The following is a 13,598-nucleotide window of genomic DNA, read 5'->3' on the forward strand; positions in this document are numbered from 1 at the left end:
CATGCGCAAAACCGCTCTGGCGACGGCCTTACTGGCCGTCTCCTGCCTCCTGACCGCCCCCGCCGCCGCCGTGGACCTCGGCCGCCAGACGCTCCCCGCCGGTGACGGCTGGGGCTCCGAAGGCGCCGGTACGACGGGCGGGTCGGCCGCCACGACCATCCACCAGGTCTCCACTCGGTCCCAGTTCGTGACCGCCCTGGCCGCCCCCGGCCCGAAGATCATCTACGTGAAGGGCGTCGTCGACGGCAACACCGACGACGCCGGCCGGAAGCTGACCTGCGCCTCGTACGCGAGGAACGGCTACACCCTGGCCGGATACCTGGCCGCCTACGACCCCGCCACCTGGGGCACCGCCGACCCGTCCGGCCCGATGGAGGACGCCAGGGCCGCCTCCGCCGCCGCGCAGACCGCGCACATCAAGCGCAAGGTCGGCGCGAACACCACCATCGTCGGGCTGCCCGGCGCCGTCCTGCGCGGGTTCAACCTGCACGTGGACAAGGTCGACAACGTCATCATCAGGAACATCACCTTCGAGGACGCGTACGACTGCTTCCCGCAGTGGGACCCGACCGACGGCGCGACCGGCAACTGGAACTCGCTGTACGACAACATCTCGGTGACCGGGTCCACGCACGTGTGGGCCGACCACAACACCTTCACCGACGGGAGGAACCCGGACTCGGCGCAGCCGGTGTACTTCGGGCGGCCGTACCAGGTGCACGACGGACAGCTGGACATCACCAACGGGTCCGACTTCGTGACCGTCTCGTGGAACGTCTTCCGCGGGCACGACAAGACCATGCTGATCGGGTCCACCAACAACCCGGCGCAGGACCTGGGCAAGCTCAGGGTCACCGTGCACCACAACGCGTTCGACACCACGCTGCAGCGGCTGCCGCGGGTGCGCTTCGGGCAGGTGCACGTCTACAACAACTACTACGAGATCCCGGACGCGGAGGACTTCGTCTACGCGCTCGGGGTGGGCGTGCAGTCGCAGATCTTCGCCGAGAACAACTTCTTCCGGCTGGGCCGGGCGGTCGATCCGGCCACGCTGCTCTACAACTGGGGCGGGACGGCGCTGACGACCCGCGGCGACGTGCTGCGGGTCGGCGGCAAGGTCACGCCCATCGACCTGGTGGCCGTGTACAACGCCAAGAACGACCCGGACTTCCTGCCGGACGCGGGCTGGACGCCGACCCTGCACACGGCCGTCGAACCGGCTGAGGACGTGCGGCGTTCGGTGTCCCGGCACGCGGGCGCGGGCGAAGTCTCCTGACGCGCAGGCCTCCTGACGCGCAGGCCTCCTGACACGCAGGGCTCCTGACACGCAAGGTTCCGGACACGCAGGGCTCCGGACGCGCGGGCACTTGCACCGGCGCTGACCGCGCCGGGCCGGCGTGACCGGCCCGGCGCCTCACTCTTCCGCGCGCGACCGGGCTCCCACGGCCGCGCGCGGATCCCTCAGCGGACCCCGTCCACCCGGCGGGGGACGTTGAGCGGGTTGGCGTCACGCAACTCCAGGGGCAGCAGCGCCTCCGGCCAGCTCTGGTACGCGACGGGCGCCAGCCAGCGACTGATCGCGGTGGCCCCGACCGAGGTGTGGGCCGGGGAGGTCGAGGCGGGCCAGGGGCCGCCGTGGTGCATGGCCCAGCAGACGGCGACACCGGTCGGCCAGCCGTTCCAGATCACGCGGCCGGCGAGGCGGGTAAGGACGGGGACGATCTGCTCGGCTTCGGCGGGGTCGGTCGCGTGCACGGTGGCCGTCAGCGAACCCGGGAGGCTTTCCAGGACGTCCCCGACCTTCGAGACGTCCCCATATTTCACGACCAGCGCCGCAGGGCCGAAGCACTCCTCGGCCAGGTCGGGGAGACGGCCCGCGAAGTTATCCATGTCGGTGACGAACACCTGCGGCACAGCATCTCCAATACCGGAAATGTCGCCCGCCAGAGCACCGCCGGGGGCCGCGCTGCTGGACATCGCACCACCGGAGGCAGCACCACCGGACATCGCACCGCCGGAGACCACGCCGCCGGACGTCGCGCCGCCGGAGGCCGTGACCCCACTGCCCGCCGCGACAACGCCTCCCGCGAGGGCGTCGTCCTGGCCGCTCGCGAGCGGGACCGCGCCGAGGGCGAGCCGGGCCACGCCCTCCTCGTACCCGTCGCGGATCTTCGGGGTGAGCATCGGGCCGCCGGTCGTCGCGGCGACCGCGTCCGCGATGGCCTTGATCAGGGTGTCGTCGTCCGGCACGAAGAGCAGGCCGGGGTTGGTGCAGAACTGGCCGACGCCGAGCGTCAGCGACCCCGCGAAACCGCTCGCCAGGGCCGCCACGTCGCCGTCGAGCGCGGACGGCAGCACGACGACGGGATTGACGCTCCCGAGCTCGCCGTAGAACGGGATCGGGTCGGGACGCTCGTTGATCAGGCGCTGGATGGCCTGGCCCCCGTGGATCGAGCCGGTGAAGCCGACCGCGGCCACGGACGGGTGCTGGACGAGGTAACGCCCGGCGTCCGCGCCCTGCACGAGGCCGAGCAGCTCCGGCGCCGGCAGTGCCCGCCGGACCACGGTGGCGACCAGCTCGGACAGGACAGGATGCCCGGGATGGGCCTTCACCACGACCGCGCAGCCCGCGGCCAGGGCGGAGGCCGTGTCGCCGCCCGCGACGGAGAACGCGAACGGGAAGTTGCTCGCGGCGAACACCCCGACCACACCGGGCAACGGCTGGTTCATCCGCCGGATGTCCGGGCGGGGAGGGGTCAGCCCGGGGTCGGCGTGGTCGATGATCGCGTCCACGTAGCCGCCGTCACGCAGGACTTCGGCGAACAAACGGAACTGGCCGGCGGAACGGCCGATCTCGCCGCGGAGCCGTACCTCGCCGAGGGCGGTCTCGGTGTCGGCGGCGCGCCACAGGTCGTCGGCGCTCGCCAGGAGCGCGTCCGCGACCGACTCCAGGACGGCGGCCCGGTCGGCGGCGGAGGCGGCGCGCCAGGCCCGTCCGGCGGTGGCCGCCGCTTCCACGATGGCGGCGACCTGCTCTTCCGTGCTCTCCGGGATCGGCTCGCCGACCGCCTGGCCAGTCCGTGGATCCAACGAAATGATCATTTTAGCCACCTTTCAGTAATATGTGCCACTTTATTGGGATAAGTGCTCGTATTACGAAAGCAGGGCCATCTGCTGATCATGGAGCCGGGGTGGTCCTGACCCACGGAGCCGAGTCAGCGGCGCCGACGGCCGCCGATCGAGCCTAGGGGCGTCAGCTGACCTGGTCGAGCCAGCGCCGGTGCGCGCCGCCGAACGGGCCGGTTCCCGCGGCGACGGCCGCCATCAGCCACTCCGCCGCGCGTTCCGCGTTCTCGATCACGTCCGGCGGGTACCCGAACCAGACCTGGTGCTCGGCGAACTCGTCCACGTCGTCGAGGAAGACCGTGCCGTCGGCCCGCTTGATCACGTCCAGGTCCAGGTCGATCATCGTGACCTCGCCGTCCCGCCACTCCGGCACGGTGGTGATGTCGCAGTAGACCGCCATCTTGTGCCCGACCGGGTTGAACGTCGCCGTCCACCACGTGTCCCTCGGGAAGAGCAGCACGAACGGCCGCTGCCAGACCACCGGCGGCCCCTCCCCCAGCCGGCCGACGGTTCCGGCGGGGCAGCCCACCCACACCCCGTGCTCGTCCTCGCCGAGCCGCGTGGCCGGATGGTTCCAGTGCAGGATGCCGCCGTACTTGCGATAGACCACCTCGATGCCGGACATCAGCCGACAATAACTGATCGTGCGCCAGAATTGACGTATGCGGTTCGGCATCCTGGGCCCGACGGAGGTCCGCCGGGACAGCGGGGAGACGGTCGCCGTGGGCGGCCCCCGCCTGCGGCTCCTGCTCGGGATGCTGGCCCTGGACGCCGGCCGCGTGGTCACCGTCGACCACCTCATCGACGGCCTGTACGGCGAGGACCCGCCCACCGGCGCCGCCAACGCCCTCCAGGCCCAGGTCTCCCGGCTCCGCCAACTGCTGGACGAGCCCGTGATCGTACGCCACCCGGCGGGATACCGGCTGGACGTGGACCCCGAGTCCGTGGACGCCCGCCGGTTCGAGCGCCTGGCCGCCGCCGGCCGGGCCGCTCTCGCTGTCGGAGACCACCGCGGAGCCGCCGGCCTGCTCCGCGAAGCCCTGGACCTCTGGCGCGGCCCCGCCCTGGCCGACCTCGGCGAGAACCTGGCGTCCGCCGCCGTCCGCCTCGAAGAACTCCGCCTGACCGCCCTCGAAGACCACGCCGACGCCGTCCTCAGCCTGAACCCCACCGCCGACATCACCCCAACCGCCGCCTTCGGCCACGGCACCGCCGACCGCCGCACCACCAAAGCCGACTACGGCCACGGCACCGCCAGCCACCGCACCACCAAAGCCGACTTCGGCCACGGCACCACCGGCCACCGCACCACCAAAGCCGACTTCGGCCACGCTCCGGCCGCCGGCCACGACCTCACCGCCGAACTGGCCGACCTGGTCGCCGCGCACCCCCTCAGGGAACGCCTCCGCGGCCTGCTCATGCGCGCCCTGGTCGCCTCCGGCCGGCCCGCCGAAGCCCTCGCGGCGTACGAGGAGGCACGCCGGACTCTCGCCGACGAACTCGGCGCGGACCCCTCCCCCGAACTGGCCGGGATCCACCTGGCCATCCTGCGCGCGGAGGCCCCGCCCGCGCGCACCGGCCTCCCGGCCCAGCTGACCCCGCTGATCGGTCGCGGCGACGAACTGGCCGTGATCGGCGGCCTGCTGGCCGAGTCCCGCCTGGTGACACTGACCGGCCCCGGCGGCACCGGCAAAACCCGCCTCGCCATCGAAGCTGCCATCCAGGCGAGCAGCGCCAGACGCCCGGAGCCACCCAGCCACTCCGCACCTCCGAAACGCCCGGAGCCACCCAGCCACTCCGCACCTCTGGAACGCCCGGAAATATCCGGATACGCGCAAAAGAACCCGACACCTCCGGAACGCGCGCAAACATCCAGACACACGCAAGAGAACTCGACGCCTCCGGGACGCGCGCGAGGGCGTACGACGTCTGCGGGCGGCGGGACCGGCGCGCGGGACGGGATCGAGGTCTGTTTCGTCGAGTTGTCGCCGTTGGCGGATGGTTCCGAGGTGACGCAGGCCGTGCTCGCGGCGGTGGGGCTGCGGGAGACCTGGATGCTGCGGTCCGCCGTGCGGCAGCCGGCCGACCCGCTGGACCGGCTGGCGAGCGCGCTGGCCGACCGGGCGCTGCTGCTGGTTCTGGACAACTGCGAGCACGTCATCGAGGCGGCCGCCGCGCTGGCGGGCAGGCTGCTCGGCGCCTGCCCGGACCTGCGGGTGCTGGCCACCAGCCGGGAACCGCTGGGCATCACCGGGGAGCGGCTCTGCCCGGTCCCGCCGCTCGCCCTGCCGCCGGTGGACGCGACCCTCGCGGAGGCGCTGGCGTACCCGGCGATGAGGCTGTTCGCCGACCGCGCCTCCGCCGTACGCCCGGATTTCACGCTGACGGCCGACGACCTGGGCCCGGTGTCGAGGATCTGCCGGGCCCTGGACGGGCTGCCGCTGGCGATCGAACTGGCCGCCGCCCGGCTGCGTTCGCTGACGGCCGCCGAGATCTCGGCCCGGCTGGAGCGTACGGACACCTTCCGGCTGCTCTCCCGGGGGAGCAGGGTGGCCGAACCCCGGCACCGTACGCTGCGGGCGGTGATCGAGTGGAGCTGGGACCTGCTCGACGAGGCCGAGCGGACGCTGGCGCGGCGGCTGACCGTGTTCGCGGGCGGGGCGACGCTGGCCGCCGCCGAGCGGGTGAGCGGCCTGCCCGCCGACGACGTCGTCGACCTGCTGACCGGCCTGGCCGACAAGTCCCTGCTCGAAGTGGCCGGCGACCGGTACCGCATGCTCGACACGATCCGGGCGTTCTGCGCCGAGAAGCTCACCGAGGCCGGCGAAAGCGACGCCCTCCACTCCGCCTACGTCGGATATTTCGTGGAATTGGCGGAGACGGCGGATCCGTGGCTGCGGACGGCCGACCAGCTGGACTGGCTGCGTCAGCTCGACACCGAGCACGACAACCTCGTCTCCGCGCTGCACCGCGCCGACGAGGACAGCGCCCTGCGGCTGTTCTCGGCGTTGACCTCGTACTGGTGGCTGCGCGGCCTGCGCAGCGAGAGCGCGGGACTGGCGGGCGAGCTCCTCGCCAAGCTCGGCCCGGAGCCCCCGGAACGCGAGGAGTACGCGCTGTGCGTGCTCACCCTGGCCACCGGCGGGGACGTGGCGATGGACCTGCGGCCCCACCTGGAACGCGCCGACGAGATCATGCGCACGATCAACTGGCTGCCGCGACAGCCGTACCTGAACGTGCTCTGGGCGATGGTCATGGGGCCGCCCACGCCGGACAGGTCCGACTACCTGATGGAACAGCAGCGGCGGATGGCGATGGATCCGTGGACCCACGCGCTCGCCCAGTTCGGCTGGGGGCTGCTCGCCCTCCTGGAGGGGCACACCGAGGACGCCGAGGGCGCGCTGACGCCGGCCTACCGGGCCTTCGAGGCCCTGGGCGAGCGCTGGGGCATGGCGATGACGCTGATCGGGCTGTCCGACGTGGCCGAATGGCGGGGTGACCGGCCCGGCGCGCTCGCCTACATCGAGCGGGCCATGGAGCTGATGGAGCGCCTCGACGCCACGGTGGACCTGGCCGAGCTGCTGTGCCGCAGGGGCGTCAACCTCGCCGTCACCGCCGGCACGCGGGACGCGGCGCGCGCCGACTTCGAGCGGGCCGCGGAGCTGTCCCGCCGGGCCGGCGCTCCGGAGATGCTGGCCCGCGCCCGGATCGGCCTCGGCGAGCTGGCCCGCCGCGAGGGCGACCTGCCCGCCGCCCGGCGGCTCTGCGAGGCCGCGCTGACCGGCTCGGGCGAATGGTTCAGCGCGGACGAGATCCGGCTGGTCGCGCAGATCGCGCTCGGCTGGATCTGCATCGCGGAGGGCGAGCCCGACCAGGCCGAGCACTGGTACCGCGCCGCCCTCGCCTCCGGTTTCCCGCACCGCAACCTGCTCATCTCCGCCCGGGTCGCCGAGGGCCTGGCCGGGGTCGAGCTGCTCCGCGGCGACCAGGTCCGCGCCGCCTCCCTGCTCGGCGTCAGTACCGCCCTGCGCGACGGCAACGACCCCGACGACCCGGACCGCACCTGGGTGGCCGAGCAGTGCCGGGCCGCGCTGGGCCCCGCGGGCTTCGAACAGGCGCATGAGCGCGGCCTCGTCAGCGGCCGTCAGCGAGCGGTGGGCAGCTGGTCAGCGGCCTCCCTCACGCTGCTCCCATGACTTCTTCCTCAGTGCCAGTAACGAACACCCGCAAGTGGGGCACGCTGGTCATCTCCTGCCTGGCCATGCTGCTGCTCGCGCTCGACCTCACCGTGCTGCACCAGGCGATGCCCAAGCTGATGGAGGACCTCGCCCCCTCCGCCACCCAGCTGCTGTGGATCCTGGACATCTACGGCTTCGCGCTGGCCGGCCTGCTGATCACCATGGGCAACCTGGGCGATCGCATCGGCCGCAAACGGCTGCTGCTGATCGGCACCGCCGCGTTCGGCGCCGCCTCCGCGCTCACCGCGTACGCGCCGACGCCGGAACTGCTGATCGCGGCCCGCGCCCTGCTGGGCGTGGCCGGGGCGACCGTCATGCCGTCCACCTTGTCGATCATCAGGAACGTGTTCACCGACCCGAAGGAGCGCACCGCCGCCGTCGGCATCTGGAGCAGCATCTCCGCCCTCGGCTTCGCGGGCGGCCCGGTCGTCGGCGGGCTGCTGCTGGACCACTTCTGGTGGGGCTCGGTGTTCCTGATCAACGTGCCCATCACGGCCCTGCTGCTGATCGGCGGCTGGCTGCTGCTGCCCGAGTCCCGCAACCCGCGCTCCCGCCCGATCGACCTGATCAGCGTGCCGCTCTCGTTCGCCGGCGTCATCGGCCTGGTGTACGCGATGAAGGTGGCCGCCCACGACGGCCTCGGCGAGCGCGCGGTCTGGATCTCGGCCGCGATCGGCGTGCTCTCCCTGGTCGTGTTCGTCCGGCGGCAGACCCGGCTGGCCGAACCGCTCATCGACGTCCGGCTGTTCAGGCACCGCGCGTTCACCGGCTCGATCGGCGCCAACGTGATCATCCTTTTCGCCATGCTGGCCATGTCGGTCGCCTTCGCCCAGTACTTCCAGCTCATCCGGGGCTGGTCGCCGCTGGTGGCCGGGCTGGCCGGCCTCCCGGGCGGGTTCTCCGCGGCCATCGGCGGCGGTCTCGCCGGAGTCCTGGTCAGCGCGATCGGCCGGGCCAAGGTCGTCACGCTCGGACTGCTGCTCACCGGCGGCGGGCTGTTCCTGTACAGCCTGATCGAACTCGACACGCCGTACCTGCTCATGCTGCCCGCGATGATGATCTCGGGCGTGGGCATGGGCTTCACCTTCGCGGTCACCAACGACACCATCCTCGCCGCGGTGCCGCGGGAGCGGGCGGGCGCGGCCTCGGCCATCTCCGAGACCGCGACCGAGGTCGGCGGCTCGCTCGGCATCGCCGTGCTGGGCAGCGTCATCGGCGGCCTGTACAGCCAGCGGCTCACCCCGCCCCCCGGCCTGCCCGCCGGCGTCGCGGAGGCGGCCGGCGAGTCCCTCGGCGGGGCGTTCAAGGTGGCCGCCACGCTCCCGCCCGACCTGGCCGAGGCCCTGGTCGGCGCGGCCCAGCGCACCTACATCGACAGCATGCAGGTGAGCGCCCTCACCGGCGCCTGCCTCCTCGCCGTCCTGTCCCTCACCGTCCTGTACGCGCTGCGCGGCGTCCCCAAGGAGATCCCCGAGGTGGTCCTGGACGACGAAGGCCAGGTGGACGAACCGGCCAGAACCGGCTGACCGATCACACACGAACGGCGCGTGACCCCAGGTCACGCGCCGTTCGGCCGTACTAGATCTCCACGACCACCGGGATGATCATCGGGCGGCGGCGGTAGGAGTCGCTCACCCACCGGCCCAGCGTGCGGCGCAGCACCCGCCGGATCTGCTGCACGTCCGCCACCCCGTCGGCCGCCGCGTCCTGCAGCGCCCGCTCGATCTGCGGGATGACCAGGTCCAGCGAGTCCGGGTCGATGCCGGAGCCGCGGGCGGTGATCTCCGGCCCGCCCGACAGCTTGCCCGTCGTCGTGTCGACCACGACCACGACCGAGATGAAGCCCTCGTCGCCGAGGATGCGGCGGTCCTTGAGCGCCACCTCGGTGATGTCCCCCACGGACGTGCCGTCCACGAACACGTAGCCCGCCGGGACCGCGCCGACCACCTTGGCCTGGCCGTCCAGCAGATCCACCACGACGCCGTCCTCGGCGATGACGATGTTCTCGTCCGGGACGCCGGTCAGGCGCGCCAGCTTGGCGTGCGCCCGCAGGTGCCGCCACTCGCCGTGCACCGGCATGAAGTTGGACGGCTTGGTGGCGTTCAGCACGTACAGCAGCTCACCGGCCGCCGCGTGCCCGGACACGTGCACCAGCGCGTTGCCCTTGTGCACCACGCGGGCCCCCCACCGGGTCAGCCCGTTGATGACCTTGTTGACCGCCGTCTCGTTCCCCGGCACCAGCGAGGAGGCCAGCAGCACGGTGTCGCCCTCGGCCACCCGGATCGGGTGGTCCCGGTTGGCCATCCGGGAGAGCGCGGCCATCGGCTCGCCCTGGGAACCGGTGCAGATCAGCACCACGTCCTCCGGCGGCCACTCCTCGATCTCGCGGGAGTCCACCAGCAGGCCCGGCGGCACCCTCAGGTAGCCCAGGTCGCGGGCCACGCCCATGTTGCGGACCATCGAACGGCCGATGAGGGCGACCTTGCGGCCGTACTTCTCGGCGGAGTCGATGGCCTGCTGCACGCGGTGGATGTGCGAGGCGAAGCAGGCCACGATGATGCGCTTCTCGGCCGTCCTGATCACGTCGTCGATGACCGGCGCGATGTCCCGCTCGCTGGTGACGAAGCCCGGCACCTCCGAGTTGGTGGAGTCGGACATGAGCAGGTCCACGCCCTCGGCACCGAGCCGGGCGAAACCGCCCAGGTCGGTCAGCCGGCCGTCCATCGGCAGCTGGTCCATCTTGAAGTCGCCGGTGTGCAGCACGATCCCGGCCGGCGTGCGCACGGCCACCGCCAGCGCGTCCGGAATGGAGTGGTTGACGGCGAAGAACTCGCACTCGAACGGCCCGTACCGGTGCCGCTGCCCCTCCACCACCTCCTGCTTGACCGGCTGGATGCGGTGCTCGGTGAGCTTGGCCTCGATCAGCGCCAGCGTCAGTTTCGCGCCGACCAGCGGAATGTCCCGCCGCTCCCGCAGCAGGTACGGCACCGCCCCGATGTGGTCCTCGTGCGCGTGGGTCAGCACGACCGCCTCGATGTCGTCCAGGCGCCCGCGGATGTACTCGAAGTCCGGCAGGATCAGATCGACGCCGGGCTGGTCGGGCTCCGGGAACAGCACCCCGCAGTCGACGATCAGCAGTCGCCCTTCGAACTCGAAGACCGCCATGTTGCGGCCGATCTCCCCGAGGCCGCCGAGCGCGACGATGCGCAGACCATGCTCGGGAAGCGGCGGAGGGGGGCCGAGTTCGGGGTGAGGATGGCTCATCGGCGATCCTCGCTATGTTCTCCTGAAAGCACTCAGTCTCCTGTGATTTTGAGGCCGCCCGCGACGAGATCCGCGCGGAGCAGCGCGATTTGTTCGGTTGTTGCGTCGACCAGCGGGAGCCGGACCACGCCGGCGTCCTGGCCGATAAGTCTCAGCGCGGCCTTCGCCATGATCGCGCCCCCGGCGCGGTTCATGATCCCGGAAACCACGGGGAGCAGGCGCTGGTGGATCTCCAGCGCGGCCGCGACCTCCCCGGCCCGGTAGTGCGCGATCATCGCCGCCAGGTCCGCCCCCGCGACGTGACCGATCACGCTGACGAACCCGGCCGCGCCGACGGACAGCCAGGGCAGGTTGAGCGTGTCATCCCCAGAATAGAAGGCCAGCTCGGTGTGGGCGTTGACCAGGGAGCTGGTGAACAGGTCGGCCTTGGCGTCCTTGACCGCGAGGACGGCCGGATGGGTGGCCAGCCGGAGCAGCGTCTCCACCTGGATCGGCACGCCGGTCCGGCCCGGAATGTCGTACAGCATGACGGGCAGCGCGGTCGCGTCGGCGACCGTGGCGAAATGCTGGTACAGCCCCTCCTGCGGCGGCTTGCTGTAGTACGGCGTCACCACCAGCAGCCCGTGCGCTCCCGCCCGCTGCGCCGCGCGCGCCAGCTCGACGCTGTGCAGCGTGTCGTTGGTCCCCACCCCGGCAATGACCGTCGCCCGGTCCCCCACCGCCTCCAGCACCGCCCGCAGGATGCGCTCTTTCTCCGCGTCCGTGGTGGTCGGGGACTCTCCGGTCGTGCCACTCACGACCAGGCCGTCGTTGCGCTGCTCGTCCACGAGATAGGTGGCGAGTCGCTGCACCGCCGGGTAGTCGACCGCTCCATCCGCGTTGAACGGGGTCACCATGGCGGTGAGCATGCGGCCGAAGGGGGCGTCGGAGGTTCGAGTTGGCGGGGCCATAGACCGAACGCTACCCGGATCCGCCGAAACGGTGGACCTCGCCACCCCGCTAGCCCCCTGTCACGGCGGGCGGGAACGAGAAAGAGGCCGCCGATATGTGCTCGGGGGTACACACATCAGCGGCCTCTATCCGGAGAATCGCGGTTTCTTACGGGCGCGTTACAGACTCCTGGAGAGAATTTTTCGCGCTTCTGGGACTGGAGTAAGCCGCAGGTCAGCGGGCCTGCCCCAGCAGCAGCCTCAGCCACACCTGCTCGGCCCTGGCCGTGACGACCCGCTCCGTCTCGTGGATCCGGGATCCGTCCGGTCCCCTGACCGTACGGCGGATGAAGCGGAGGCCGCCCGCCTGGCAGAGCTCGTAGATGGTGGCGCGGCATTCGCAGGTGTGCTGGCGCACCCGGGTGCGGTCGGTCCGGGGCACCGGCGGCAGCCACAGCAGCGCCTCGCAACCCGGCTGGGCGGGGGCTACGTGGAGTCCGTGCACCTCGTACCCGCCGGGGAGATTACGGGGAGACGCGCGGCCGGGCCTGTCCCGTCCGGGCGGATCCGTGGTGTCTTCGGGGAGCGGTCCGTCCTCCGGAAGGTCGATGGGCTCCTGGGGAAGGCCGGAAGGATCATGGGCGTTCCCGTCCCGTTCGCCCGGATGATCAACCTCACGAGCCCCCACTCATCCTCCCGAGACGGCCTGGTGATGACGCGTAAAGTTGGAATCACAGATCATGTCCATTACTCTGGGTTGTCCGTCGGATACGCCAAGATTGGAAAACGCTTCACAATCCGAGGGATGGATGGATGGCCAACTCCGATCCGGTTTACCTGCGCGTCGTTGAGGACCTCCGCCGACAGATCACCGACGGCACCCTCCCACCGGGAGCCCCGATCCCGTCCCGGCACCAGATCACCCGCAAGTACGGCGTCGGCGAGACCGCCGCCCGTCACGCGCTCCGGGTCCTGGCGCAGGAAGGTCTGATCATCGGCCGAGTCGGCTCCGGCCACCGGGTCAGGCAGCGCCCCACCCTGCTCCCCCTGCACCGGGGCCAGGCCCCGTTCTCCGCCGACATGCAGGCCCAGGGCCGGCGCGCCACCTGGGACTGGCAGTCCGAACCCGCCGAGGCGACCCCCGACATCGCGGCCCGTCTGCGCCTCGACATCGCGGCCCCCATCACCCGAACCCGCTTCGTCTATCGCGGCGACGGGAAACCCGTGCAGCTGGCCACGTCGTACGAACCGGTCGGGTTGGGGGACGGCTCCGAGGACGCCAGCAACATCGCCGCCCGCCTCTCCGCCCTCGGCATGAAGATCACCGAGGTGATCGAGCACGTCTCCAGCCGCGTGCCCCAGCCCGCCGAGAGCGACGTCCTCGACCTTCCCGCCGGCGTCCACGTGCTCCACATCGAACGCACCCACTGGTCCGGCGACCGCCCGGTCGAGACCAGCGACATCGTCATCCCCTGCGACCAGTTCCGCCTCGTCTACAGCCTCCCCGTGCCCTGATCGCTCCGGCACTCCGCACGCGTACGCCAGAGTCGCCTCCGTCCGCACGGGGGTCGTGACCGGTATGTCAGCGTGCGTGACCACATCGAATGAATCCGCATGAGTCGGAACCGCCCGCGTCGGAGCCAGCGGAAGCGCCGGGACAACGGTCGGGACAACGGTCGGAGCGCAGTGATGGGCGAGCGGGGCGGGGCGTACACGGGCGGCGGGAGAAACGGGCGGTCGTGGTTCGCCGGGGCTGGGGCGTGGGCCGGGACGGCGGGTGTTCCTCCGACGGGAGCGGCGGACCGACCGGTCACGGCCGCGCGGCGTGGGAACCCGCGTCCTGGACCAGAGCCGCGAAGGCGCCGGACGCAGGCTGCGGCGTCCGCGAAGCAGGCGGGGAATCGCGTGCCGCCACCGTCCGGACACCGGGGCGGACGGGCGAAGCTGGCCGAACACCGGAGCGGGGCTTTGAGGTGGGGTGTCGGGGTGGGGGGAACGTCGGTGGGGGCTGGTAGAACCGGGGTGGGTCTCTGAGTCGGGG

9 protein-coding genes are annotated in these 13,598 nt (G+C 71.7%); 4 read left to right on the forward strand and 5 right to left on the reverse strand.

The genetic code is table 11. The features are described 5' to 3' along the window. Window position 1 precedes the first annotated feature (1 nt). A complete protein-coding gene (locus Aph01nite_RS12650; RefSeq protein WP_204041030.1) occupies window positions 2-1,276 on the forward strand; it encodes a pectate lyase family protein in 1,275 nt (424 codons plus the stop codon). Between the two features lie 185 nt (window positions 1,277-1,461). Here the strand turns inward: Aph01nite_RS12650 and Aph01nite_RS41390 are convergent, their stop codons facing one another. Continuing rightward, window positions 1,462-3,090, reverse strand: a complete 1,629-nt coding sequence (locus Aph01nite_RS41390; RefSeq protein ID WP_373872290.1) for an aldehyde dehydrogenase (NADP(+)) — start codon at window positions 3,088-3,090, stop codon at window positions 1,462-1,464. A gap of 163 nt (window positions 3,091-3,253) precedes the next feature. After that, complete coding sequence (locus Aph01nite_RS12660) at window positions 3,254-3,751, reverse strand: DUF402 domain-containing protein (protein ID WP_204041031.1); 498 nt, start codon at window positions 3,749-3,751, stop codon at window positions 3,254-3,256. 37 nt (window positions 3,752-3,788) lie between these two features. Here Aph01nite_RS12660 and Aph01nite_RS12665 point away from each other — a divergent pair, with 37 nt between their 5' ends. Both Aph01nite_RS12665 and Aph01nite_RS12670 read left to right on the forward strand, forming a co-directional pair. Then, the gene (locus tag Aph01nite_RS12665; protein WP_204041032.1) at window positions 3,789-7,322 is read left to right on the forward strand and encodes an AfsR/SARP family transcriptional regulator; all 3,534 of its coding nucleotides are present in this window, start codon (window positions 3,789-3,791) and stop codon (window positions 7,320-7,322) included. Window positions 7,323-7,333: 11 nt separating this feature from the next. Further along, entirely contained in the window at window positions 7,334-8,890 is a 1,557-nt protein-coding gene (locus Aph01nite_RS12670) for a DHA2 family efflux MFS transporter permease subunit (RefSeq protein WP_239161627.1), read from the forward strand. A 52-nt stretch (window positions 8,891-8,942) separates the two neighbouring features. Here Aph01nite_RS12670 and Aph01nite_RS12675 read toward each other — a convergent pair whose 3' ends face one another. From Aph01nite_RS12675 to Aph01nite_RS41395, 3 genes are all read right to left on the reverse strand, one after another. After that, window positions 8,943-10,628 (reverse strand): ribonuclease J, encoded by a 1,686-nt coding sequence (locus tag Aph01nite_RS12675; protein WP_204041034.1) that lies wholly within the window; start codon window positions 10,626-10,628, stop codon window positions 8,943-8,945. 32 nt (window positions 10,629-10,660) lie between these two features. Next, window positions 10,661-11,578 carry a 4-hydroxy-tetrahydrodipicolinate synthase gene (dapA, locus tag Aph01nite_RS12680; RefSeq protein ID WP_204041035.1) on the reverse strand — a complete coding sequence of 306 codons (918 nt, stop codon included), beginning with the start codon at window positions 11,576-11,578 and terminating at the stop codon, window positions 10,661-10,663. Between the two features lie 214 nt (window positions 11,579-11,792). Then, window positions 11,793-12,245, reverse strand: coding sequence for a hypothetical protein (locus Aph01nite_RS41395; RefSeq protein WP_239161628.1), 453 nt, complete (start codon window positions 12,243-12,245; stop codon window positions 11,793-11,795). 125 nt (window positions 12,246-12,370) lie between these two features. Here Aph01nite_RS41395 and Aph01nite_RS12690 point away from each other — a divergent pair, with 125 nt between their 5' ends. Continuing rightward, complete coding sequence (locus Aph01nite_RS12690) at window positions 12,371-13,072, forward strand: GntR family transcriptional regulator (RefSeq protein ID WP_204041036.1); 702 nt, start codon at window positions 12,371-12,373, stop codon at window positions 13,070-13,072. Window positions 13,073-13,598 lie beyond the last annotated feature (526 nt).

This window comes from Acrocarpospora phusangensis (genome assembly GCF_016862995.1).
Taxonomy (GTDB): Bacteria; Actinomycetota; Actinomycetes; order Streptosporangiales; family Streptosporangiaceae; genus Acrocarpospora; species Acrocarpospora phusangensis.